The organism is Pseudomonas sp. Pf153 (assembly GCF_001269775.1).
GTDB classification, from domain to species: Bacteria; Pseudomonadota; Gammaproteobacteria; order Pseudomonadales; family Pseudomonadaceae; genus Aquipseudomonas; species Aquipseudomonas uvaldensis.
This window is the reverse complement of sequence record NZ_LHVL01000030.1, coordinates 295,999-316,559: the sequence shown is the minus strand read 5'-3', so window position 1 is coordinate 316,559 and position 20,561 is coordinate 295,999. Positions and strand designations below refer to the sequence as shown.

The window sequence follows — 20,561 nt, the reverse complement described above, 5'->3', positions numbered from 1 at the left end:
AATGGAGCCTGCCTCATGAGTATCTTTAGCCGTCCCGATGTCATCGAAGACTTCCTGCAGAAAGTGCGGGTGGTCCATCAGCGTGGCGTCGACCGTGCCGCCCTGGTGGAAATCGTTGCCCTGTTGGAAGGGTTGGCCGAGCGCCGCGACCTGTTCAACTTCGACGCCTTCCCGGCGCCAGTGCCGGGGCAGGGCAGCACCGCGTTTCGCTACCGCCTCAATGACGACGGCGATACACCGACGCTGTACCTCAATTCGCTGTTGCCGGGCAAAAGCACGGTCCCGCATAACCACGAGACCTGGGCCATCATCAGCGCGGTGCAAGGCCAGGAGATCAACTACGTCTACCGCCGCGATGACGAAGGGCGCGAGCCGGGCTACACCACGTTGCACCTGGAGAAAGAAATCATCGTGCAGCCCGGCACGTCCATCGCCTTCCTCGGTGAGGACCTGCACGGTATCCGAGTCGCGGGTGAGCAACCGACCTTGCACTTCCATCTCTATGGCTTGCCGCTGGAATCCCTCAACGGGCGTTATGGCGTTGAAGCCGACGGACGCATCCTCAATTACAACGCCTCGCAAATGGCGCCGTCGATCAAGGCCTACGCCCACTGATCTCCGTGCATGTCAGACATCTATATTTCTCCAGCGGGACTTTCATGAGCCAGACCATAACTTCCGGACAATTGCAGCAATGGTTGTTCGACGGGCAGGAAACCGCCCTGTTTGATGTGCGCGAGCACGGCCAGTATGGCGAAGCTCATCTGTTTTTCGGGGTTAACCTGCCCTACAGTCGCCTGGAGCTGGAAGCCCGGCGTCTGGCGCCAAATTCTCAGGTCCGGCTGGTGATCTATGACCAGGATGGCGGGACATTGGCGGCACGCTCGGCGCAACGTCTGCACGCGCTGGGCTACGCCAATGTGCACATTCTGGAAGGCGGCGCCGATGGCTGGCAGCGTGCCGGGTTCCAACTGTTCGCCGGGGTGCATGTGCCTTCCAAGGCCTTTGGCGAAAAGGTCGAAGAGGCCCGTCACACGCCGCATGTCAGCGCCCGGCAACTGGCCGAATGGCAGGCCCGTGGTGAACCGTTGGTGGTGCTGGACGGCCGTCCGTTCGAGGAATACCGCAAGATGACCATTCCTGGTTCGATCTGTTGCCCGAACGGCGAACTGGGCTACCGCGTGCAAGATCTGGTGCTGGACGAGCGGACGCCGATCGTGGTCAATTGCGCGGGTCGGACGCGCAGCATCATCGGTACCCAGACGCTGATCGACCTGGGTATCAGAAATCCGGTCTACGCCTTGGAAAACGGCACTCAAGGCTGGGATCTGGCAGACCTGCCCCTGGAGCATGGCAGTGGCCGGCGCTATACCGATGAGGTGTCGACAGAGACCCTGCCGGCCCGGCGGCTGGCGGCGGCACGACTGGCCGAACGGGCCGGTGCGCTGACCGTCGAGGCGGCGCAGGTTCAGCAATGGGCGAAGGAGGGCGGCCGCAGTCTGTTTTTGTGTGACGTGCGCACCGCCGAGGAATTTGCCGCCGGCACGCTGAAGGGGGCGCAACACACGCCGGGCGGGCAGTTGATTCAATCCACCGACCTGTATGTGGGCGTACGAGGGGCGCGGGTGTTGCTGTTCGACAACGACGGTGTGCGCGCGCCGATCATCGCCGCTTGGCTGCGGCAGTTGGGGCATGAGGCTTACGTGCTGGCCGAGGGCTTGAGCAGTGGCTTGGCGTTGCCGGCGCAGGACGTCGTGCTGCCTGAAGCCCTGCCATCGATCAGCGTGCAGGCCCTGGTCGATGCGCTGAAGGATGATGCGGTCGCGTTGATCGATCTGCGCCCGAGCATGGCCTACCGCAAAGGTCATATCGCCGGGGCGCGCTGGTCGATCCGTCCGTTGTTGGCGGGCACGGTGGCCGGTGAGAAGCGGCCGGTGGTGCTGGTCGCCGATGATCCGCGGCTGGCTGCCCTGGCCGCGCTGGAACTGCCTGAAGCGCAGCGTGGGCAGGTGCGTTTGCTCGACGAGGGCTGGTCTTCGGCGGATCCGGCACTGGAGCATGGTGTGGAGACGCTACCGGATGATCAGTGCATCGACTTCCTGTTTTTCACCCATGACCGTCATGCCGGCAACAAGGAAGCGGCGCGTCAGTACCTGGCTTGGGAAATCGGCCTGTTGGCGCAGATGAGCGCAGACGAAATCGCCAGTCTGAAACCGCTGCGCTCACAGCCGGTCATTGAGCGAGTCCGTACCCGTCTGGTCCATGCTGCGCGGACCGAGAAGGGCAGCGGTGCCAGGGCGGTCAACGTCCCCATCAGCCGCCTGAGTACGGTGCTGTTCGACAATCTGGCGCAGATGCGTGACGTCCGCTCGCGCCGCGACAGCGAGCGGCTTCTGAGTTATGGCGCCAAGGGCAACCCTACGGCCTTCGCCCTGGAAGACCTTGTTACTGAACTGGAGGGCGGCTATCGCACCCGGTTGTTTGGCACCGGGCTGGCTGCGGTGGCGCAAACCTTCCTGGCTTACCTGCGTCCCGGCGATCATGTATTGATCACCGATGCGGTCTATTCTCCGGTACGCCGCGTGGCGCGAGACTTTCTTCAGGCCTTCGGTATCGAAGTCAGCTACTTCGCCCCCGATGGCAGCGACCTGCCTGCACGGTTGCAAGCCAACACCAGGATGGTCTATGCGGAAGTGCCCGGTTCGCTGTTGTACGAACTTTGCGACCTGCCTGCCATTGCCGCCCTGTGCAGGCCGCGGGGAATTCTGCTGGCGGTGGACAACACCTGGGGTTCGGGCCTTTTGTATCGACCGCTGGCCCTGGGCGCCGACATCTCGATCATGGCTTTGACCAAATACCTCAGCGGCCACAGCGACGTGATGATGGGCAGTGTCTGCACCCGGGAGGAGGTCTGGCCGGCGCTGGCGGCCATGAGCGACACCTTCGGCACCACCGTCAGTCCCGACGACGCTTATCTGGTCCTGCGCGGCGCCCGCACCCTGGCATCTCGCCTGGATGTGCACGCGCGCCAGGGGTTGGAAATTGCCCGTTGGTTACAGACACTGCCGCAGGTCAAACGAGTCTTCCACCCCGCACTGACCGATCACCCGGGCCATGCCCTATGGAAGCGCGACTTCCAAGGCAGCAACGGCTTGTTGTCCTTCGAACTTCAACGCGCCGACGATGCTTATCTGGAGCGATTCATCGATGCGTTGCAGTTGTTCGGGCTGGGTGCTTCATGGGGTGGGTACGAAAGTCTGGTGACCATTGCTGATACAAAGGACCGCGACAGTGCTGATGATCGAGCCTTGAATCCGGTGGTGCGCTTGCATATCGGACTGGAGGATGCCGGTGCGTTGATCGCGGATCTGAAGCAAGGGTTTGATGTGGCGGGGGCAGGGTAAGCCCACAGAAGATTGGCGGAGTTGTGGGTATCAAGACCACTGCAGAGTCGTTGTGGGAGCAAGCTTGCTCGCGATGGCGGCGGCATTCAACCTGACCGAAACTGCCTCGCCGCGATCCTGGGCAGCATCCCCAGGATCCACTATCGCAGCGGAACATACACATCCGTCTGCCACTGTTCTTGCGGTGTCTCGGGATAGACGCTCAGGTAATGAAAGAACAGTGGATGGTCACGCAGTTCTTCTCCGCTGGCAGGCAGCCAATCGCGGTAGACCGGGTAGATCGTTTCACCAATATGATCCGGTGATCCCGTGTGCCTCACCACGGCACACCGACCACCAGGAATAACGAGCTCCCGCACACCGAATTTATTGGACGCCACGGCCTCCTGTATCTCGCCACAGATGGCGAAGCGAAATGCCTCCGACGGCGTCGTATCGGGGTTGCCATAGGGAATACCGAAACTGCGACTCGACGCCACTGGTGATTGCCCGCTCTGTATGCGCCACGCGATAAATCTGCGCACACTTTCGTTGACAAGGCTGGACGGGCCGCAATGCTCCAGCGCTGCCAACCTGACTTCAGCGAAATCCACAATTCGTACTTGCATGGTAATAGTCCTGGAAAAGTGAGGGATGGTGAACGCCGCATTCCAGACCTGCCAGTTCGGCTCCTTGCGAAACGCGCTCGGCGTCATGCCCAATGCCCGTCGGAACGCCCGGCTGAATGACTCGGGACTTTCAAATCCGGCACCGAGCGCGGCGTCCAATATCGAGGGGTCAGTGCGAGACGCCAGACAATGGGCTGCGCGCCGTAGCCGCATCAGTTGCACATAACGTGAGACTGGCACGCCAACGAATGCGGTGAACTGGCGATGAAAGTGGTACACCGAAAAGTTCGCCACCTGACTCAACTTCCTCACCGACAGATCTTCTTCGAGATGGGCTTCGATGTAGGCAAGCACCGCGTCGAAGCGTCGGGTATAGGCGCGGTGGGTCGGTATGTCGGGCATCAGGAAAGGGCTCTTGGAAGTACGGTCGCAATAGAGTCGCCTATAACGGCATGGGCGTGCCTAGCCGCGTTTGCTCAGGGCAGCTTTTTTCAGTTTTCCTTTCCTATCCAGGTTGACTGCGCGACATAGCAAAAGCCAATACCGCCGTGGATTGCATCGGTTTGCTATCAAGAATGTCATGTTCATCCGGTTGATCTGCCTAAAGACGACTCAGATGCTAGCCTTTTCCACGTATCCAAGGAGGAGAGCGCCGTGGCCAATTGCAAGAAGTGCCGTTACTCGGTCAGTGATCTTTTCATGTACTGCCCTTTTTGCAATACGTTATTGGACGACGGCTCGGCCTCGCTGCCGGACGCCTCTGCACCCAGCAGCGCAACGATCAAGCATGTCGCACGTACCACGCCAAAAATCACCATCGGTAAGATCCGAATCGAAGGGGTGGGCGAGATGGACCCGCCGGAGGGCGTAGTCCCTCCGTTCAGGTTCGATCCGTCACCTGGCGGCACTGGCGCACTTGGTCGGCTAGTGGATTCGAGGGGACGCGGCTGGTATTTGATGAGAAATCGGCCTCATTCCAACCTTTACCATTGGCGCAAGATTTTCAGGGCCAAGAGGAAAGGCGGGGGCTTTCACATGACGATGCGCCTTGAGCGCGAACAGCCTTCGATGCACCAGATCGCTGCCGACTGGAACCATCGCCAATGGTCGATCGATGAGTCGGGATACAGCAATATGTCGCTGGAGCAAGCGCTGGTGGGTACCGGCCGCAATGCTGCAAAGCGAAAATCCCAAGGCGGCGTTATGGCGAAGTTCTTTACGGCTGTCGCCAGCGGCACGGCATCCGGACTGCTACCGCCCTTGAGCGATGTCACTGTGGAGGACGCGAGGAGAGCAGTGGGATTGATCGAAGGTGGCTCGCTGTCGGCATCGCGATATGCCGTCCGTGACGACCAGGAATGGCTTCATTTGCGCGGCCATGGCCTCGGGGGCAGGGAAGAACCCAGTAATCTGGTTGCCGGCAGTCACGGAGCCAACAGTGAAATGGCGGCCATTGAAATGGTGCTCCAGCAATTCGATGGCAAACGGCCCCTGACCTACAGCGTCAAGGCAGACTGCCTTTCCGGCACATTGATCAGCACCCTGATTACCATGGAGGTGCTGCTCAACGGCACCCGGATCTTCTCGCAGCTCATCAACGCGGCTCGCCCGCGGCTTTCATTGTCCGAATATGCCCAGATCCAGGATGAGCTGGTGAACCGCATCGTGACCGATGGGCGCAAAGGGCGTGAACTGGTGTTTGTCCCGGCTTCGACAAATGGCCTCCCTTAGTGAGCCGTCCGCTATGGGCAATTCAGATCAGTCAACCATCCCACAGCACCCACTCCTGCCATTAGTTCATGGGTCGCCTACAATCCTGTAAGTCCTGCCTTGCGGACATGAGCGACTCGCACCCCAAGTCGCTTTCAGAACACGTTCTGTCGTCCACGTGCAATCGCCACCTTGGGGGAGTGGCAAGCTGTAAAGATGCCCCGGACCAGGCGCGCCAAGACGCCTGGCCGGAGAGCAGGAATGGCGTCTGGATCAACCACGCTACCGTGACGTGGGCCGGGCGTCGCAGCCAAGACTCCGGACGGCTGTCGCTTTGCGGCGGTGGTGTTCGAGATGCCGAGGTCACTTATGCTCGATGAGACGCTTCACCTGCCTCTGATTCACAGCGTGCTGGAACGCGAGAAGGCCACCCCGGGTGCCTTGCTGCCGATCCTGCATGCCATCCAGGAAGGTTGCGGGTATGTGCCCGACACCGCCGTCCCTGAAATCGCCCATGCCCTTAATCTCAGCCAGGCTGAAGTGCGAGGGGTGATCAGCTTCTACCACGACTTCCGCACCACACCGCCAGCGCGGCATACCTTGCGTCTGTGCCGGGCCGAGTCCTGCCAGAGCAGGGGGGCCGAGACGTTGGCTGCGCAGTTGCGCGAACACCTGTCCATGGACGATCACGGCACCAGCGCCGATGGAAGCATCAGCCTGCGACCGGTGTATTGCCTGGGGGCCTGCATGTGTTCGCCGGCCCTGGAGCTGGACGGTGAGCTGCATGCGCGGCTGACCCCTGAGCGCCTGCGCCAATTGGTCAATGATTGCCTGGAGGAGGGCTCATGCTGACGCTCTTTATCCCCCGTGATTCGGTTGCCTGTGCCGTGGGCGCAGATAAAGTGGCGGCGGCATTGGTCAGTGAAGCTGAACGTCGACAAATGCCACTGGAGCTGCGTCGCACCAGTTCCCGTGGCCTCTATTGGCTGGAACCGCTGCTGGAATTTGAAAGCGCCGGTGTGCGCCTGGGTTTCGGTCCCCTCACGCCGCAAGACGTGCCGAGTCTGCTCGATGCCCTGGCGGGCGACCCAGGCAGCCATCCGCTGGCCTTGGGTCCGGTGGAAGAGATCCCGTATCTCAAGAGCCAGCAGCGCCTGTTGTTTGCCCGTGCCGGTATCACTCAGCCGCTGTCCCTGGAAGAATACCGGGCCAAGGGTGGCTTCCTGGGGCTGGCCCGGGCGATCCAGATGGATGGCCTGGATGTGGTCACCAGCGTCCTCGATTCCGGCCTGCGTGGTCGGGGTGGCGCGGCGTTTCCGGCGGGCATCAAGTGGCGCACCGTGCGCGACGCGGTGGGGGCGCAGAAGTATGTGGTGTGCAACGCCGATGAAGGCGACTCCGGCACGTTCGCCGACCGGATGTTGATGGAAGGCGATCCGTTCCTGCTGATCGAAGGCATGATCATTGCCGGCATCGCCGTTGGCGCGACCATGGGCTACATCTACGTGCGCTCGGAATACCCGGCCGCCGTCAGCACCCTGAACGAAGCCCTGCGCATTGCCCGTGGCGCCGGTTACCTCGGCGAGGACGTGGGCGGTAGCGGTCGTCGCTTCGAGCTGGAAGTCCGGGTAGGGGCGGGAGCCTACATTTGCGGCGAGGAAACGTCGCTGCTGCAATCGCTCGAAGGCAAGCGCGGCGAGGTTCGCGCCAAACCGCCGTTGCCGGCGCTGCAAGGTCTGTTCGGTTTGCCGACCCTGGTGCACAACGTGGTGACCCTGGCCTCGGTCCCGGTGATTCTGGAGAAAGGCGCGCAGTTCTACCGCGACTTCGGCATCGGCCGTTCCATGGGCACGATGCCGTTCCAACTGGCCGGCAATGTCCGCCAGGGCGGCCTCGTAGAGCGTGCTTTTGGCCTGAGCCTGCGCGAATTGGTGGAAGGCTACGGCGGCGGCACTGCCAGCGGTCGGCCGTTGAAGGCCGCGCAGGTGGGCGGGCCGCTGGGTGCCTGGGTGCCGCCCTCGCAGTTCGATACGCCCCTGGACTACGAAGCGTTCGCCGCCATGGGCGCGATGCTCGGTCACGGCGGTGTGGTCGTGGCGGATGACAGCCTGGACATGGCCCACATGGCCCGGTTCGCCTTGCAATTCTGCGCCGAGGAATCCTGTGGTAAATGCACGCCGTGCCGGATCGGTTCGACCCGTGGCGTGGAAGTGGTGGACCGTCTGATCGCCAGCACCGACGCCAATGCTCGACAGGAACAGGCTCTGCTGCTGCAAGACTTGTGCGACACCCTGCAATACGGTTCGCTCTGTGCCCTCGGTGGGATGACCTCCTACCCCGTCGCCAGCGCCCTTAAGCACTTTCCCGCCGATTTCGGTCTGGCGACCATGGAGGCCGACCAATGATCACTATCTTCGACCCTGCCAGCGATATCGACCTGGGCACCCCGGCCCGTGAAAGCGAGGTGCAGGTCAGCCTGACCATCGACGGCCGCGAAATCAGCGTCCCGTCCGGCACCTCGGTGATGCGCGCGGCGGCGCTGCTCGGTACGACCATCCCCAAACTTTGTGCCACCGACAGCCTGGAGCCGTTCGGTTCCTGCCGTATGTGTCTCGTCGAGATCGAGGGCATGCGCGGCTACCCGGCTTCCTGCACCACGCCGGTCACTGAAGGTATGGTGGTGCGCACCCAGACCTCCCGGCTCGCCGGTCTGCGGCGTAACGTGATGGAACTGTACATTTCCGACCACCCGTTGGATTGCCTGACCTGCTCGGCCAACGGCAACTGTGAATTGCAGACGGTGGCGGGGCAGGTCGGCTTGCGTGAAGTGCGCTACGGCTACGAGGGCGACAACCATTTGGCCGAGGCCAAGGACGTTTCCAACCCTTATTTCGACTACGACCCGAGCAAATGCATCGTCTGCAACCGTTGCGTACGGGCCTGTGAGGAAACCCAGGGCACCTTCGCGTTGACCATCACCGGGCGCGGTTTCGACTCACGGGTGGCGGCTGCCGGCGGTGACAACTTCCTCGACTCCGAATGCGTCTCCTGCGGTGCCTGTGTGCAGGCTTGCCCGACGGCCACGCTGATGGAAAAAAGCGTGGTGGAGATCGGCCAGCCGGAACGCAGTGTCGTCACTACTTGTGCCTACTGTGGTGTGGGATGCTCCTTCCGCGCCGAGATGAAAGGCGATCAACTGGTGCGCATGGTCCCGGACAAGAATGGCCAGGCCAACCACGGCCACTCCTGTGTCAAGGGGCGTTTCGCCTGGGGCTACGCCACCCACCCGGATCGCATCACCAAGCCGATGATCCGCAAGCACATCAGCGATCCGTGGCAGGAAGTCAGTTGGGATGAAGCCGTCAACTACGCGGCCAGTGAATTTCGGCGCATCCAATTGAAGTATGGACGCGATTCCATCGGCGGCATCACCTCCAGCCGTTGCACCAACGAAGAAACCTACCTGGTGCAGAAACTGGTGCGCACCGCCTTCGGCAACAACAACGTCGACACCTGCGCCCGTGTCTGCCATTCGCCGACCGGTTATGGTCTCAAGCAGACGCTGGGCGAGTCCGCCGGTACCCAGACCTTCGATTCGGTGATGCTGGCCGACGTGATCCTGGTGATGGGCGCCAACCCTACCGATGCCCACCCGGTGTTCGGTTCCCAGCTCAAGCGTCGTCTGCGCCAGGGCGCGCGGCTGATCGTCATCGACCCACGGCGCATCGACCTGGTGGATTCGCCCCACGCCCGCGCCGATTTGCACCTGCAGCTTCGCCCAGGCACCAACGTGGCGATGCTCAACGCATTGGCCCACGTGATCGTCACCGAAGGGTTGGTCAACCAGCCTTTCGTCGACGAACGCTGCGAAGCGGTGGATTTCGCCCGCTGGCGTGACTTTGTCAGCCTGCCGGAAAACGCTCCCGAGGTCCTGGGCCCGGTTTGCGGCGTGCCCGCCGAGCAGATCCGCGCGGCCGCACGGCTCTATGCCACCGGCGGCAACGCGGCCATCTACTACGGTCTCGGTGTGACCGAGCACAGCCAGGGCAGTACCTCGGTGATGGGGATCGCCAACCTTGCCATGGCCACCGGCAACATCGGTCGCGAAGGCGTCGGTGTGAACCCGTTGCGCGGGCAGAACAACGTGCAGGGCTCCTGCGACATGGGCTCGTTCCCCCACGAGTTGCCCGGTTATCGACACGTCTCCAACGAAACGGTGCGTGCCCAGTTCGAACAGGCCTGGAACGTGACCCTGCAACCCGATCCAGGGCTGCGCATTCCGAACATGTTTGAAGCGGCGCTGGATGGCTCCTTCAAGGCGCTTTATTGCCAGGGTGAGGACATTGCCCAGAGTGACCCGAACACCCAGCACGTGACTGCGGCCCTGAGTGCCCTGGAGTGTGTCGTGGTGCAGGACATCTTCCTCAACGAGACGGCCAAGTTCGCCCACGTATTCCTGCCGGGCAGTTCGTTCCTGGAGAAGGACGGTACTTTCACCAATGCCGAGCGCCGCATTTCCCGGGTACGCAAGGTGATGGAGCCCCTGGCCGGCAAGGCTGACTGGGAGGCTACCATGGCCCTGTCCGAAGCCTTGGGCTACAAAATGGACTACAAGCATCCTTCCGAAATCATGGATGAGATTGCCCGTCTGACGCCTACCTTCACCCGGGTCAGCTATGCCGAACTGGATCGCCATGGCAGCCTGCAATGGCCTTGCAACGATGACGCACCGGACGGTACGCCGATCATGCACATCGAGAAGTTCGTGCGCGGCAAGGGGCGCTTCATGCTCACCGGCTACGTGCCCACCGAGGAGAAGGTCAACAACCGCTATCCGCTATTGCTGACCACCGGGCGCATCCTGAGCCAATACAACGTCGGCGCCCAGACCCGACGCACCGAAAACGTGGCCTGGCACGAGGAGGACCGCCTGGAAATCCATCCGACCGACGCCGAGAACCGCGGCATCGTCGATGGCGACTGGGTCGGCATCGGCAGCCGCGCCGGGCAGACGGTACTGCGGGCGAAAGTCACCGAGCGAGTGGCGCCGGGGGTGGTCTACACCACTTTCCACTTCCCCGAATCGGGCGCTAACGTGATCACTACCGACAACTCCGACTGGGCCACCAACTGCCCGGAATACAAGGTGACGGCGGTGGAAATCGTGCGGGTCAGCCAGCCTTCGGAATGGCAGAAACGCTATCAGGCGTTCAGCGATGAACAGAGCCGTCTGCTACGCGAACGCCGTCATGCCGAGAAAGCCGAGGTGCGTCGATGAGCACCGAAAGCCTGATCAAGATGGCCAACCAGATCGGCCAGTACTTCGCTAGCGAACCGGATACCGAACTGGCCGTGAAGGGGGTGCGCCAGCACATCCAGAATTTCTGGACCCCGGTCATGCGCCGGCAACTGGCAGCCTGTCGGGTAGAGCATTCGGGGGCGGTCTTGCACCCATTGGTGCTGGCGGCATTGACGGAACCTGGAGAAACCACCCGGTAATGACGGGCGCAATCCTGTAGAGCCTGTACACAGCCCCGGCCGGCGTCCCGTCAATGATGACGTGAGCCGACCGGGGTTGTTTGCATTCCAATGACAATGTCTACCGTCATGGTTTGGAAGGGTGAGCCTTCCAATGTTTCATTTCTTCGGCAATGAAGTGGGTGACCAGGTCGCTATACATTTTTTCGATTGCATCCGGATCAAGACCTTCGGCCTCGGCCCACTCGCGACGTGAGGCGAGCATCGCCTTGAAGCGCTCGGGCGCCCGTACCGAAGTGGCGGACGTCTTGAATTTCGAAGCCGCCAGTACGTAGTGAAAACGTCTGCCGAGCAGCTTGATGACGGCTTGATCGAGGGCATCGATCTCGCGTCGGATGTCTTGCATGTTGGCGCATTCCGAGGGTTGCAGCCGGTTATGGTCTTCCATGCGGTCTCTCTCTTTTCTGGGTAAAGGCTGTAGTCTCTATACAATTTTCAGTTCACCACAGTGACTGGCGCTGGGACCGGAAGAATGCCCTGATGTCTTGCGCCAGCAACTCCGGTTGCTCCAGCGCGGCAAAGTGACCACCGCGTGGCATGGGGGTCCAGCGCTCCACGTTGTAGCAACGCTCGACCCAGCTTCGTGGTGGCGTGGGCAGTTCCTTTGGGAACAGCGCGACCCCAACGGGGGGCTTCAGGCGCTGTTTGCTGTCAAATTGCAGCGGTCGCCTGCTGCCTTCCACGTACTGCCGGAACGACGAGCCGATGCAGTTCGTCAGCCAATACAGTGTCACGTTGGTCAGCAGCCAGTCGCGGTCGATGGCCGGGCGGGTGTCGCACCAGGACAGGATCTTTTCACCCATCCAGGCCAGCAACCCGGCCGGTGAGTCATTCAGGCCCACGGCCAGGCTCTGGGGTTTGGTCCGTTGCAGGTGCGCGTAAGCGCCTTCGACCTCGCCAAATGCAGCGGCGCGTCGCAGGAAGGCCTTCTCTTCTTCCGTCTGCGGCGGCTCGGTTTCGCCAAGGGGAGGGCGATAAGAGCCGGGAATGTAGTTGAGATGAATACCCGTCAGCCGCTCGGGAAAGCGCACGCCCAACCAGGTCGATACGCCGGCGCCAATGTCTCCGCCTTGCGCTGCGAAACGCTCATAACCCAGCCCGGCCATCAATTGCTGCCACAGACCGGCAATTTCATAAGGGCCCATGCCCGTTTGCGGGAATGGCGCAGAAAAGGTGTAGCCCGGCAGCGAGGGCACCACCACATCGAAGGCATCCGCCGGATCGCCGCCATGGCTGGCCGGGTCCGTCAGCAGCGGGATGATGCGCTGCATCTCGATGAACGAGCCGGGCCAGCCGTGAGTCAGGACCAGGGGCATCGGGTCCGGCCCGACACCCCGCTGATGAACGAAATGAATCCGTTGCTCGCCGATGCGGGCGACGAACTGCGGCAAGCGATTGAGCTCCGCTTCCCGCGCTCGCCAATCGAACGAGGTCGACCAATAAGCCAGCAGCTCCCGAAGCACATTCATGTCCATGCCTTCGCTCCAGCCCTGGTCGGCCAGGGGCTCGGGCAGTCGGGTGTGTTGCAGGCGACGGCGCAAGTCATCTAGAGCGGATTCGGGCACATCGATGCAGAACGGTTCGATGAACATTATTCAGGCCTCCAACAGTCGCTGGGCGATCCGGATCAAGCGTTCGCCGACCCGTTCGATACCCTTGTTCTGCGCCACGACCTGGGCGCCCTCCATCAACAGGGTCAGCTCCTCGGCAACCTGCTCGGGTTGGTTGAGTTGCAATCGGGTGCATAGGGTCGCCAATCGATGGAACTGTCGCTGCTTATGGGCCTGTATCAATGCGCGAGCGGGGTGGTCGGCGTCGGGTAATTCGGCCAGTGCGTTGGTGAAGGCACAGCCGCGGTAACCGGCTTGCTCCAGGTCCTCGACGATAAAGGTCACGAACCCCAGTAACTGTTCACGGGGGGATTCGGAATATTGCTCGGCCAAGCGGTCGAGCACATCGCTGTAGCTTTCAGCCAAACGGCCCAGCCATTCCAGCACCAGCGAATCCTTGTTCTCGAAATGGCGATACACGGTCATCTTGGTTGATGCCGCACGCGCGGCGATGGCATCCACGCTGACGCGGGTGATGCCCTGTTCCGTGAACAGGGCCTGCGCGGCGTCAACGATACGCTCCCGAGGTGGCAGTTGGGGGATACGTTCCGGGCGCATGAATAATCTCCACTTGACAGCAATACTGGTTGGTATCGCATGATACTAATGAGTATCGCCTGATACCCACTGGTATCGATCATACCGATCTGGAGAATCCTATGCACCTTTACGAATATGCCATCCAGGACGCAACCGGCCTGGCTCAACTGATCCGCGACGGACAGGTCAGCGCCGACGAAGTCAGGGCCGCCGCCCTACAGGCCGTCGATACCCTCGACCCCCAGGTCAATGCGGTGGTGGAAACCTGGATGGATGAACCGCTGTCTGGCTCCGGCCCCTTTCAAGGTGTCCCGATATTGCTCAAGGACCTGGGTGTCACTGCGGCAGGACGGCGCAACGAACTGGGCAGCGCTTTGGCGCTGGGCTGCGCGGCGCCCAGCGATTCGCACCTGATGCAGCGCCTGCGCCTCGCCGGGTTGTTGCCGTTGGGCCGGACCACCACGCCCGAGTTCGCCGCGAGCACCACCACAGAAAGTCGCTTGTGTGGGCCGACCCGTAACCCTTGGGATACCGAGCGCAGTGCCGGCGGGTCCAGCGGAGGTTCGGCTGCCGCAGTCGCGACGGGGATGGTGCCGGTCGCCCATGCCACCGATGGTGGTGGCTCCATTCGCGTGCCAGCTTCGATGTGCGGCCTGTTCGGTTTGAAACCCAGTCGCGGCCGAGTGCCGATGGGGCCACAGGTCGATGAAGTCTGGAGCGGCCTGGCCGTTCATGGCGTACTGACTCGCTCGGTGCGCGACAGCGCGTCGTTGCTCGATGCTATCCACGGCGCTGCAGTGGGTGATCCGTTCTGCATACCTTCTCCTGAAACCAGCTTCCTGGCACACGCGCAACGTCAACCTCGCTCGTTGCGGATCGGCTTGCAAGGCGGCCCTCTGAACGGCAAGGCGGTGGACCCCGCCGTGGCGCAAACGCTCATGCAGACGGCTCGCGATCTGGAACGACTCGGGCATCGGATCGAGGAAGTGCAGCCTGATATCGGGTTGAGTTGGGAGGCGTTCGTCGCGCTCAATGGCTGCTTCTGGTCATCCAACACCGCAGCCTGGATCGATGCCATCGCCGCCGCCACCGGGCGCTCCATCGATGCCCAGAACCTGGAGCCGGCTACGCTGGCGCTCTACCGGCAAGGGAAAGCCCTGCGCGCCACCGAGCTGCTGGGCGCGTTGTTCGAGCGCAATATCGTCGCCCGCAAACTGGGTGATTTCTTCGAGCGTTACGATGTGCTTTTATCCCCGACGTTACCAGGGCTGGCGCCACAGATCGGCACGTACAACGCCGGTCAGGAACAACTCGATGGATTGGGCTGGATGCACCGGGTGTTCAATCAGTCGCCGTTCACCGCGTTGGCAAACGTCATCGGCGCCCCAGCCATGTCGGTGCCGCTGGGCCACGACCCGCTGACTGGATTACCCGTGGGAATGCAGTTCATGGGCAAGTTTGGGACGGAGGGTCTGTTGTTCGAACTGGCCGGGCAGTTGGAGCGCGAATTGCCATGGTCGGAGCGTCGTCCGGCTGTCTGGGCGGGTAACATCCGCTGATTCACGCGTCGAAACTGATCATCACCGCGCCACACACGCGGTACTGGATATGTCGGTCATAGTGGTCTTCGGGATTCTCGCAGGTTTCAAGCGTCTCCAGAAACCCGATCTGCTCAAGGCCGGCAAGATCCTCCAGGGACCAGTCGAAGGGAAAGTCGCTGGAAATGTTTTCGCCCTGGCATTCCACCCACTGATAGACCCCGAAGGGCATGTAGCCAAGCCACTCCGACTGATAGTCGATCCGGTCGGATTGGCTGGCGATCATCGCCGCTTCGATCCTGGCTTTGATGAGTGACTGGCGTTCGTTCATGGGGCGCGGGTTCCGGTGGGGCAGGGCTTGAGCCTGTGCCGGAAGTCTGCTTGAGAAAATCTCCCCGGACAACACCTCGAATGTGTGGGAACGGGCTCGCTCGCGAAAGCGGCGGCACAGCTTGCATCAGATGCCGAACAGAAGAACCCACCGCGAGCAAGCCTCGCTCCTACACAGGTCGGCTAGGCGTTCTTAGTACCCCGGCCGATCTGCCAGACATAGGGCGGTTCCGTTCCGTTGATTTCCCAGTCGCCAATGATGCGCTCCTTGTAGATCAACGGATTGTGCGACGCCGCGGTGCGGGCGTTGCGCCAGTGGCGGTCGAGGGCTTTGCCGGTGCTGGTGGCCGAGGCGCCGAGAGCGTTGAACAGATCGCTGGTGGCGCGAAGCACGAGGTCCGAGATGACCACTTGCGCCTGGGCCGACTCCAGTTCCGCGGCGATGTTGGCGGTGTGTTCGGTCTCGGCGTCCTGGCCGAAGCGGCTTTCATAGGCGCGCTGGGACGCCTTTGCGGCACGCAAGGCGGTGGCTTCGGCGGCGTAGACCTGGGCGGAAACCTTGCCGACCACTTGCTGCACCTGAACATCCTGGCTCACTTCACCGGCGTTGCCAGTGCTGAAGACTCGCGTCCGTGCCCGTACCTGTTCGGTTATGTCGCGCACAGCGGCACGACCAGTGCCCGCCAGCACGGCCAACAGGACCAGCTGGTAGAACGCGGTCTGGTATTTGAACCGAGTGGAAAAGTCGATGAGGTTTTCCGCCTCGACCACAGCATTCTCGAACACCGACGTGCCGCTGCCGGTGGTGCGCTGGCCGAATCCGTCCCAATCATCGCTTTGCCGGACGCCCGGCTGATGCACGTTGACGGCGGCGATCACATCGGTGCCGTTGTCGTCACGTTGGGCATACAGGTCGATCCAGTCGGCGAAGATGCTGCCGGTGCTGTAGTACTTGGTGCCATTGACCACCCATTGCTCGCCTTGACGGGATACTCGCGTTCCGACTTCGCCGATCTTCACCGAGCCGATTTCGGTCCAGGCATTGCCCACCAGTTCTCCCTCTACGAAACGTTTGAACCAGACGTCCTGCGGATGCGTGGCGTGAGCATTGAGTCGATCCTCGACAAAGGCGAAGTGACCGCGCAGGGCCTGGGGCAGGTTGGAGTCGGCTTCGGCCAGTTCGATCAGCAGTTGCAGCAACTGCGGTAGCGAGGCGCCAGCGCCTCCGTATTCAACCGGCACACGCACGGCGCCGAAGCCGGCTTCCTTCAGCCACTTCACTTGCTCGAAGGGCAGGCTGCGGCTCTGTTCACGCTCCAGCGCACCGGCCTGAATGCGGGCGAAGAGGGGACGGAAACGCTCGGCCAGGGTTTCGTAGTCGGTGCCGGTGGAAAGGATTGGCGGCAGGTGTTGTTGCTGTGCGGTCATGGATGCTGCTCCTGAGTGACGAGAGGATGGGCAGGAATGTGTGCCTGCCAGTCCAGGCTGTCGTTGCACGGAGCATGCCCGCGGCGAAACGCCCATGAAACCTGAGCCTGCGCCGGTTTTTACGAAGCAGGCGCTGTCGTCCTGCGGACAATGTGTTGCGTCACTGTGTGGCGCGCAACAGTCGCGGCCGCGAAGGCCGATCCGCGAGGTGTTGCCCAGGCAACAGTGGACCAACAGCCTGTTTGTTGCACGACAACATCGTTCGTCGATGAAAATCGGTAACTCATTGGATTCAAAGGAAATATTCAGGTGGCACGGTTGCTGCTCTACCCCTGGTGCGGACGCCGACGTGACGTCTATCGAATGGGGCGAGAGATGAGCAAGCAACTCAAAGTGGTAGCGGTGTCAGGCAGCGTGCAGCAACCCTCGCGAACGCTGGTGCTGCTCAAGACATTGGTGGCGCGGCTCGGGCAGCAAGTGCCGATCGACGTACAGGTGATCGAGTTATCCCAGGTCGGTGCTCAACTCGGCGGAACCTTGCATCGTCATGCACTGCCTGCCGCCGTGGAACAGTCCCTGCGTGCCATCGAAACCGCCGACCTGCTGATTGCCGCCACCCCGGTTTATCGGGCGTCCTACACCGGCCTGTTCAAGCACCTGTTCGATTTTGTGCATCACGACGCCCTCAAGGACGTGCCGGTGCTGCTGGCCGCCACAGGCGGCTCCGAACGCCATGCCCTGGTGATCGATCACCAGCTGCGACCGCTGTTCGGATTCTTCCAGGCCCTGAGCCTGCCGGTGGGTGTCTACGCCAGCGAAAGTGATTTCACCGATTACCGGATTTCCAGCGCCCAGGTCTTGGAGCGCATCGAGCGCGCGGTCGAGTCGGCGCTGCAAAGCCTTTTCCCGGACCCTCGGCGCAACGCCAGCGCCGCTTGATCCACTTACTTTTCAACGAGCCACGGGGCATATGCAATGAGCCAGGACACGATCAAATTTGCCTACTGGGTGCCAAACGTCAGCGGCGGGCTGGTGGTCAGCAAGATTGCCCAGCGCACCGATTGGGGCATTGACTACAACCGCAAACTGGCGCAGATCGCCGAGGCGGCGGGCTTCGACTATGCCCTGTCGCAGGTCCGCTTTACCGCCGGCTACGGTGCTGAGTACCAGCATGAATCGGTGGCGTTCAGTCACGCTTTGCTGGCCGCCACCACGCGCCTGAAGGTCATCGCGGCGGTGTTGCCGGGACCATGGACACCGTCGGTGCTGGCCAAGCAGATCGCAACCATCGATCAACTGACGGGTGGCCGCGTGGCGGTCAACATCGTCTCGGGGTGGTTCAAGGGGGAGTTCACGGCCATTGGCGAACCGTGGCTGGAGCATGATGAGCGTTATCGCCGCTCCGAAGAATTCATCACCGCGCTCAAGGGCATCTGGACCACCGACAACTTCACTTTCCGCGGCGACTTCTACCGCTTCCACGACTACACCCTCAAACCCAAACCGTTGCAACAGCACCCGGAAATCTTCCAGGGCGGCAGTTCCCGTGTGGCCCGGGACATGGCCGCTCGCGTATCCGACTGGTACTTCACCAATGGCAATACCGTCGAAGGCGTCAAGGCCCAGGTCGATGATATCCGGGCGAAAGCGGCGGCCAACAATCATAAGGTCAAGGTTGGCATCAACGCCTTTGTCATTGCCCGCGATACGGAAGAAGAAGCTCGTGCGGTCCTGGCGCAGATCATCGATCAGGCCGACCCCGAAGCCGTCAACGCCTTTGGTGACGCGGCGAAACAGGCTGGCAAGTCGAGCCCGGAGGGCGAGGGCAACTGGGCCAAGTCCAGCTTCGAAGACCTGGTGCAGTACAACGACGGCTTCAAGACCAACCTGATTGGCACGCCTCAGCAGATCGCCGAACGCATCGTGGCGCTCAAGGCCGTGGGTGTCGACCTGATACTGGCGGGCTTCCTGCACTTTCAGGAAGAAGTCGAATACTTCGGCCGCAAGGTCCTGCCGCTGGTACGTGAGCTGGAGCAAGGCAAAGTAGCCCGGTTCGAGCGCCAGTCGCTACCTGCCTGAGAGGAAATGCCCATGACACAGCCCACCGCCCATTTGTTGGAACTGGACAACATTTCGCTGTCATTCAAAGGCGTCAAGGCCATCACGGATATCAGCTTTGCGGTCGCGACGGGTGAGATTTGCGCCTTGATCGGCCCCAACGGTGCGGGCAAGAGCTCGCTGTTGAATGTCATCAGCGGCGTGTACCAACCGCAGGAGGGGCGTATTCGTTTCGACCGGCAGGAGCGGCGCCGGATGCGTGCCCGGGACGTCGCAGTGGGCGGCATTGCTCGCACCTTTCAGAACATCGCGCTGTTCAAGGGCATGAGCGTGCTCGATAACGTGCTGACCGGACGCAACCTCAAGCGCCGCAGCAGCTGGATCGAGCAAGCCCTGCAAATCGGTCGGGCCCGGGGGGATGATGACCGTCAGCGCGAAGCCGCCGAACGGGTCATTGCATTCTTGCACTTGCAGCCCTGGCGCGACGTGCTGGTGGGCAAGTTGCCCTACGGCCTGCAGAAGCGGGTGGAGCTGGCCCGTGCCCTCGCGGCGGAGCCTCGACTGTTGTTGCTGGACGAACCCATGGCCGGGATGAATGCCGAGGAGAAGCAGCAGATGAGCCGCTCCATCGTGGACGTCAATCGCGAACTGGACACCACCGTGGTGTTGATCGAGCACGACATCGGCGTCGTCATGGGCATCAGCAACCATGTGGTGGTGCTGGATTACGGTCGCAAGATTGGCGATGGCCCGCCCGAAGCGGTACGGCGAAATCCAGAGGTCATTGCGGCCTACCTCGGCACCCGCCACTGATCCCGATTATTCGCGTTTTTCCCTCCGGGAAGGCAGGCAAGTTGCGCCCGCAAAACAGGAACAGGCATGGCATTTTTCTTTGAAGTATTGATAGGCGGACTGTTGGCCGGCGTGATGTACGCCCTGGTCGCCATTGGTTTCGTGCTGATCTACAAAGCCTCGGGTGTGTTCAATTTCGCCCAGGGGGCGATGGTGTTGTTCTCGGCATTGACCTTCGTCAGCCTGCTTGAGCGCGGGGTGCCGTTCTGGCTGGCGTTCGCCATCAGCCTTGCCGCGATGGTGCTGATTGCCGTGGCGGTGGAGCGCATGGTGTTGCGTCCGTTGGTCAACCGTTCACCTATTACCCTGTTCATGGCAACGCTGGGGCTTTCCTACATGATCGAAGGTTTCGCCCAGGCGCTGTGGGGCGCCCAGGTCCACGGCCTGGAGCTGGGCATCAGTGACGAGCCGCTGGAACTGGGCGGAATGCTGCTGTCGCAGTTCGACATTTTTGCTGCACTGACGGCCGCTGCGCTGGTACTGCTGTTGTCCTGGCTGTTCAACAAGACCCGGCTTGGACTGTCGTTGCGCGCCGTGGCCGATGATCCATTGGCGGCGCTGGCCGTAGGCATCCGCTTGGAGCGGGTGTGGGTGGTGGTATGGGCGGTGGCGGGGTTTGTCGGGCTGGTGGCCGGCTTGCTCTGGGGGGCACGCCTGGGGGTGCAGTTCTCGCTGTCGCTGGTGGTGCTCAAGGCATTGCCGGTGCTGATTATCGGCGGTTTCACCTCCATCAGCGGGGCGATTGTCGGCGGGTTGATCATCGGCGCGTCTGAGAAGCTGGCGGAGGTCTATCTCGGCCCCGTCATCGGCAGTGGTATCGAGAACTGGTTTCCCTACGGCTTGGCACTGCTGTTTTTGCTGGTGCGTCCGGCAGGGCTGTTTGGCGAGCGCGCCATCGAACGCGTCTAGTGACCTCGGCTCATTCAATCAATCGTACAAGCCACT

18 protein-coding genes are annotated in these 20,561 nt (G+C 61.9%); 12 read left to right on the top strand and 6 right to left on the bottom strand.

Going from position 1 to position 20,561, the window contains the following annotated elements; genetic code table 11:
* Window positions 1-15: 15 nt before the first annotated feature.
* Both AD666_RS22520 and metC read left to right on the top strand, forming a co-directional pair.
* On the top strand, window positions 16-615 hold the full coding sequence (locus AD666_RS22520; RefSeq protein ID WP_053157020.1) for a cysteine dioxygenase: 600 nt from the start codon (window positions 16-18) through the stop codon (window positions 613-615).
* 44 nt (window positions 616-659) lie between these two features.
* On the top strand, window positions 660-3,404 hold the full coding sequence (gene metC / locus AD666_RS22515) for a cystathionine beta-lyase (RefSeq protein ID WP_053157018.1): 2,745 nt from the start codon (window positions 660-662) through the stop codon (window positions 3,402-3,404).
* Window positions 3,405-3,544: 140 nt separating this feature from the next.
* Here metC and AD666_RS22510 read toward each other — a convergent pair whose 3' ends face one another.
* Entirely contained in the window at window positions 3,545-4,414 is an 870-nt protein-coding gene (locus tag AD666_RS22510) for a GyrI-like domain-containing protein (RefSeq protein ID WP_053157015.1), read from the bottom strand.
* 252 nt (window positions 4,415-4,666) lie between these two features.
* Between AD666_RS22510 and AD666_RS26515 the strand changes: the two genes are divergently transcribed.
* The 5 genes from AD666_RS26515 to AD666_RS22485 all read left to right on the top strand — a co-directional run bounded on the left by AD666_RS26515 (window position 4,667) and on the right by AD666_RS22485 (window position 11,221).
* Window positions 4,667-5,743, top strand: coding sequence for a hypothetical protein (locus tag AD666_RS26515; RefSeq protein WP_156315979.1), 1,077 nt, complete (start codon window positions 4,667-4,669; stop codon window positions 5,741-5,743).
* Between the two features lie 348 nt (window positions 5,744-6,091).
* A complete protein-coding gene (locus tag AD666_RS22500) occupies window positions 6,092-6,574 on the top strand; it encodes a formate dehydrogenase subunit gamma (protein WP_053157009.1) in 483 nt (160 codons plus the stop codon).
* Window positions 6,568-8,127, top strand: coding sequence for an NADH-quinone oxidoreductase subunit NuoF (locus AD666_RS22495; RefSeq protein ID WP_053157007.1), 1,560 nt, complete (start codon window positions 6,568-6,570; stop codon window positions 8,125-8,127). Before AD666_RS22500 ends, AD666_RS22495 begins: the two co-directional genes overlap by 7 nt.
* Window positions 8,124-11,000 (top strand): formate dehydrogenase subunit alpha, encoded by a 2,877-nt coding sequence (fdhF, locus tag AD666_RS22490; protein ID WP_053157004.1) that lies wholly within the window; start codon window positions 8,124-8,126, stop codon window positions 10,998-11,000. The genes AD666_RS22495 and fdhF overlap by 4 nt, the downstream gene beginning before the upstream one ends.
* Window positions 10,997-11,221 (top strand): formate dehydrogenase subunit delta, encoded by a 225-nt coding sequence (locus AD666_RS22485; RefSeq protein ID WP_053157001.1) that lies wholly within the window; start codon window positions 10,997-10,999, stop codon window positions 11,219-11,221. Before fdhF ends, AD666_RS22485 begins: the two co-directional genes overlap by 4 nt.
* A gap of 106 nt (window positions 11,222-11,327) precedes the next feature.
* Here AD666_RS22485 and AD666_RS22480 read toward each other — a convergent pair whose 3' ends face one another.
* The 3 genes from AD666_RS22480 to AD666_RS22470 are packed head-to-tail and all read right to left on the bottom strand — an operon-like array spanning window position 11,328 to window position 13,428.
* A complete protein-coding gene (locus AD666_RS22480) occupies window positions 11,328-11,648 on the bottom strand; it encodes an isochorismate lyase (protein WP_053156998.1) in 321 nt (106 codons plus the stop codon).
* Window positions 11,649-11,700: 52 nt separating this feature from the next.
* Window positions 11,701-12,852, bottom strand: a complete 1,152-nt coding sequence (locus tag AD666_RS22475) for an epoxide hydrolase family protein (RefSeq protein WP_053156995.1) — start codon at window positions 12,850-12,852, stop codon at window positions 11,701-11,703.
* Between the two features lie 3 nt (window positions 12,853-12,855).
* On the bottom strand, window positions 12,856-13,428 hold the full coding sequence (locus AD666_RS22470; RefSeq protein ID WP_053156992.1) for a TetR/AcrR family transcriptional regulator: 573 nt from the start codon (window positions 13,426-13,428) through the stop codon (window positions 12,856-12,858).
* 101 nt (window positions 13,429-13,529) lie between these two features.
* Here AD666_RS22470 and AD666_RS22465 point away from each other — a divergent pair, with 101 nt between their 5' ends.
* Window positions 13,530-14,969, top strand: coding sequence for an amidase (locus tag AD666_RS22465; RefSeq protein ID WP_053156989.1), 1,440 nt, complete (start codon window positions 13,530-13,532; stop codon window positions 14,967-14,969).
* 1 nt (window position 14,970) lies between these two features.
* Here the strand turns inward: AD666_RS22465 and AD666_RS22460 are convergent, their stop codons facing one another.
* Both AD666_RS22460 and AD666_RS22455 read right to left on the bottom strand, forming a co-directional pair.
* Window positions 14,971-15,279 (bottom strand): hypothetical protein, encoded by a 309-nt coding sequence (locus AD666_RS22460; RefSeq protein WP_053156986.1) that lies wholly within the window; start codon window positions 15,277-15,279, stop codon window positions 14,971-14,973.
* A gap of 182 nt (window positions 15,280-15,461) precedes the next feature.
* On the bottom strand, window positions 15,462-16,706 hold the full coding sequence (locus AD666_RS22455) for an acyl-CoA dehydrogenase family protein (protein ID WP_053156983.1): 1,245 nt from the start codon (window positions 16,704-16,706) through the stop codon (window positions 15,462-15,464).
* 375 nt (window positions 16,707-17,081) lie between these two features.
* Between AD666_RS22455 and msuE the strand changes: the two genes are divergently transcribed.
* From msuE to AD666_RS22435, 4 genes are all read left to right on the top strand, one after another.
* The gene (gene msuE / locus AD666_RS22450; RefSeq protein WP_053156981.1) at window positions 17,082-17,645 is read left to right on the top strand and encodes an FMN reductase; all 564 of its coding nucleotides are present in this window, start codon (window positions 17,082-17,084) and stop codon (window positions 17,643-17,645) included.
* A gap of 36 nt (window positions 17,646-17,681) precedes the next feature.
* Window positions 17,682-18,785, top strand: a complete 1,104-nt coding sequence (gene sfnG, locus AD666_RS22445) for a dimethylsulfone monooxygenase SfnG (protein ID WP_053156978.1) — start codon at window positions 17,682-17,684, stop codon at window positions 18,783-18,785.
* Window positions 18,786-18,791: 6 nt separating this feature from the next.
* A complete protein-coding gene (locus AD666_RS22440) occupies window positions 18,792-19,577 on the top strand; it encodes an ABC transporter ATP-binding protein (RefSeq protein WP_371259618.1) in 786 nt (261 codons plus the stop codon).
* 66 nt (window positions 19,578-19,643) lie between these two features.
* Window positions 19,644-20,525, top strand: a complete 882-nt coding sequence (locus AD666_RS22435) for a branched-chain amino acid ABC transporter permease (protein ID WP_053156976.1) — start codon at window positions 19,644-19,646, stop codon at window positions 20,523-20,525.
* Window positions 20,526-20,561: the final 36 nt, after the last annotated feature.

Coding starts and splice junctions, on each gene's coding strand:
- AD666_RS22520 (WP_053157020.1), top strand. CDS start 16: ATGAGTATCTTTAGCCGTCCCGATGTCATCGAAGACTTCCTGCAGAAA.
- metC (WP_053157018.1), top strand. CDS start 660: ATGAGCCAGACCATAACTTCCGGACAATTGCAGCAATGGTTGTTCGAC.
- AD666_RS22510 (WP_053157015.1), bottom strand. CDS start 4,414: ATGCCCGACATACCGACCCACCGCGCCTATACCCGACGCTTCGACGCG.
- AD666_RS22500 (WP_053157009.1), top strand. CDS start 6,092: ATGCTCGATGAGACGCTTCACCTGCCTCTGATTCACAGCGTGCTGGAA.
- AD666_RS22495 (WP_053157007.1), top strand. CDS start 6,568: ATGCTGACGCTCTTTATCCCCCGTGATTCGGTTGCCTGTGCCGTGGGC.
- fdhF (WP_053157004.1), top strand. CDS start 8,124: ATGATCACTATCTTCGACCCTGCCAGCGATATCGACCTGGGCACCCCG.
- AD666_RS22485 (WP_053157001.1), top strand. CDS start 10,997: ATGAGCACCGAAAGCCTGATCAAGATGGCCAACCAGATCGGCCAGTAC.
- AD666_RS22480 (WP_053156998.1), bottom strand. CDS start 11,648: ATGGAAGACCATAACCGGCTGCAACCCTCGGAATGCGCCAACATGCAA.
- AD666_RS22475 (WP_053156995.1), bottom strand. CDS start 12,852: ATGTTCATCGAACCGTTCTGCATCGATGTGCCCGAATCCGCTCTAGAT.
- AD666_RS22470 (WP_053156992.1), bottom strand. CDS start 13,428: ATGCGCCCGGAACGTATCCCCCAACTGCCACCTCGGGAGCGTATCGTT.
- AD666_RS22465 (WP_053156989.1), top strand. CDS start 13,530: ATGCACCTTTACGAATATGCCATCCAGGACGCAACCGGCCTGGCTCAA.
- AD666_RS22460 (WP_053156986.1), bottom strand. CDS start 15,279: ATGAACGAACGCCAGTCACTCATCAAAGCCAGGATCGAAGCGGCGATG.
- AD666_RS22455 (WP_053156983.1), bottom strand. CDS start 16,706: ATGACCGCACAGCAACAACACCTGCCGCCAATCCTTTCCACCGGCACC.
- msuE (WP_053156981.1), top strand. CDS start 17,082: ATGAGCAAGCAACTCAAAGTGGTAGCGGTGTCAGGCAGCGTGCAGCAA.
- sfnG (WP_053156978.1), top strand. CDS start 17,682: ATGAGCCAGGACACGATCAAATTTGCCTACTGGGTGCCAAACGTCAGC.
- AD666_RS22440 (WP_371259618.1), top strand. CDS start 18,792: ATGCCCATGACACAGCCCACCGCCCATTTGTTGGAACTGGACAACATT.
- AD666_RS22435 (WP_053156976.1), top strand. CDS start 19,644: ATGGCATTTTTCTTTGAAGTATTGATAGGCGGACTGTTGGCCGGCGTG.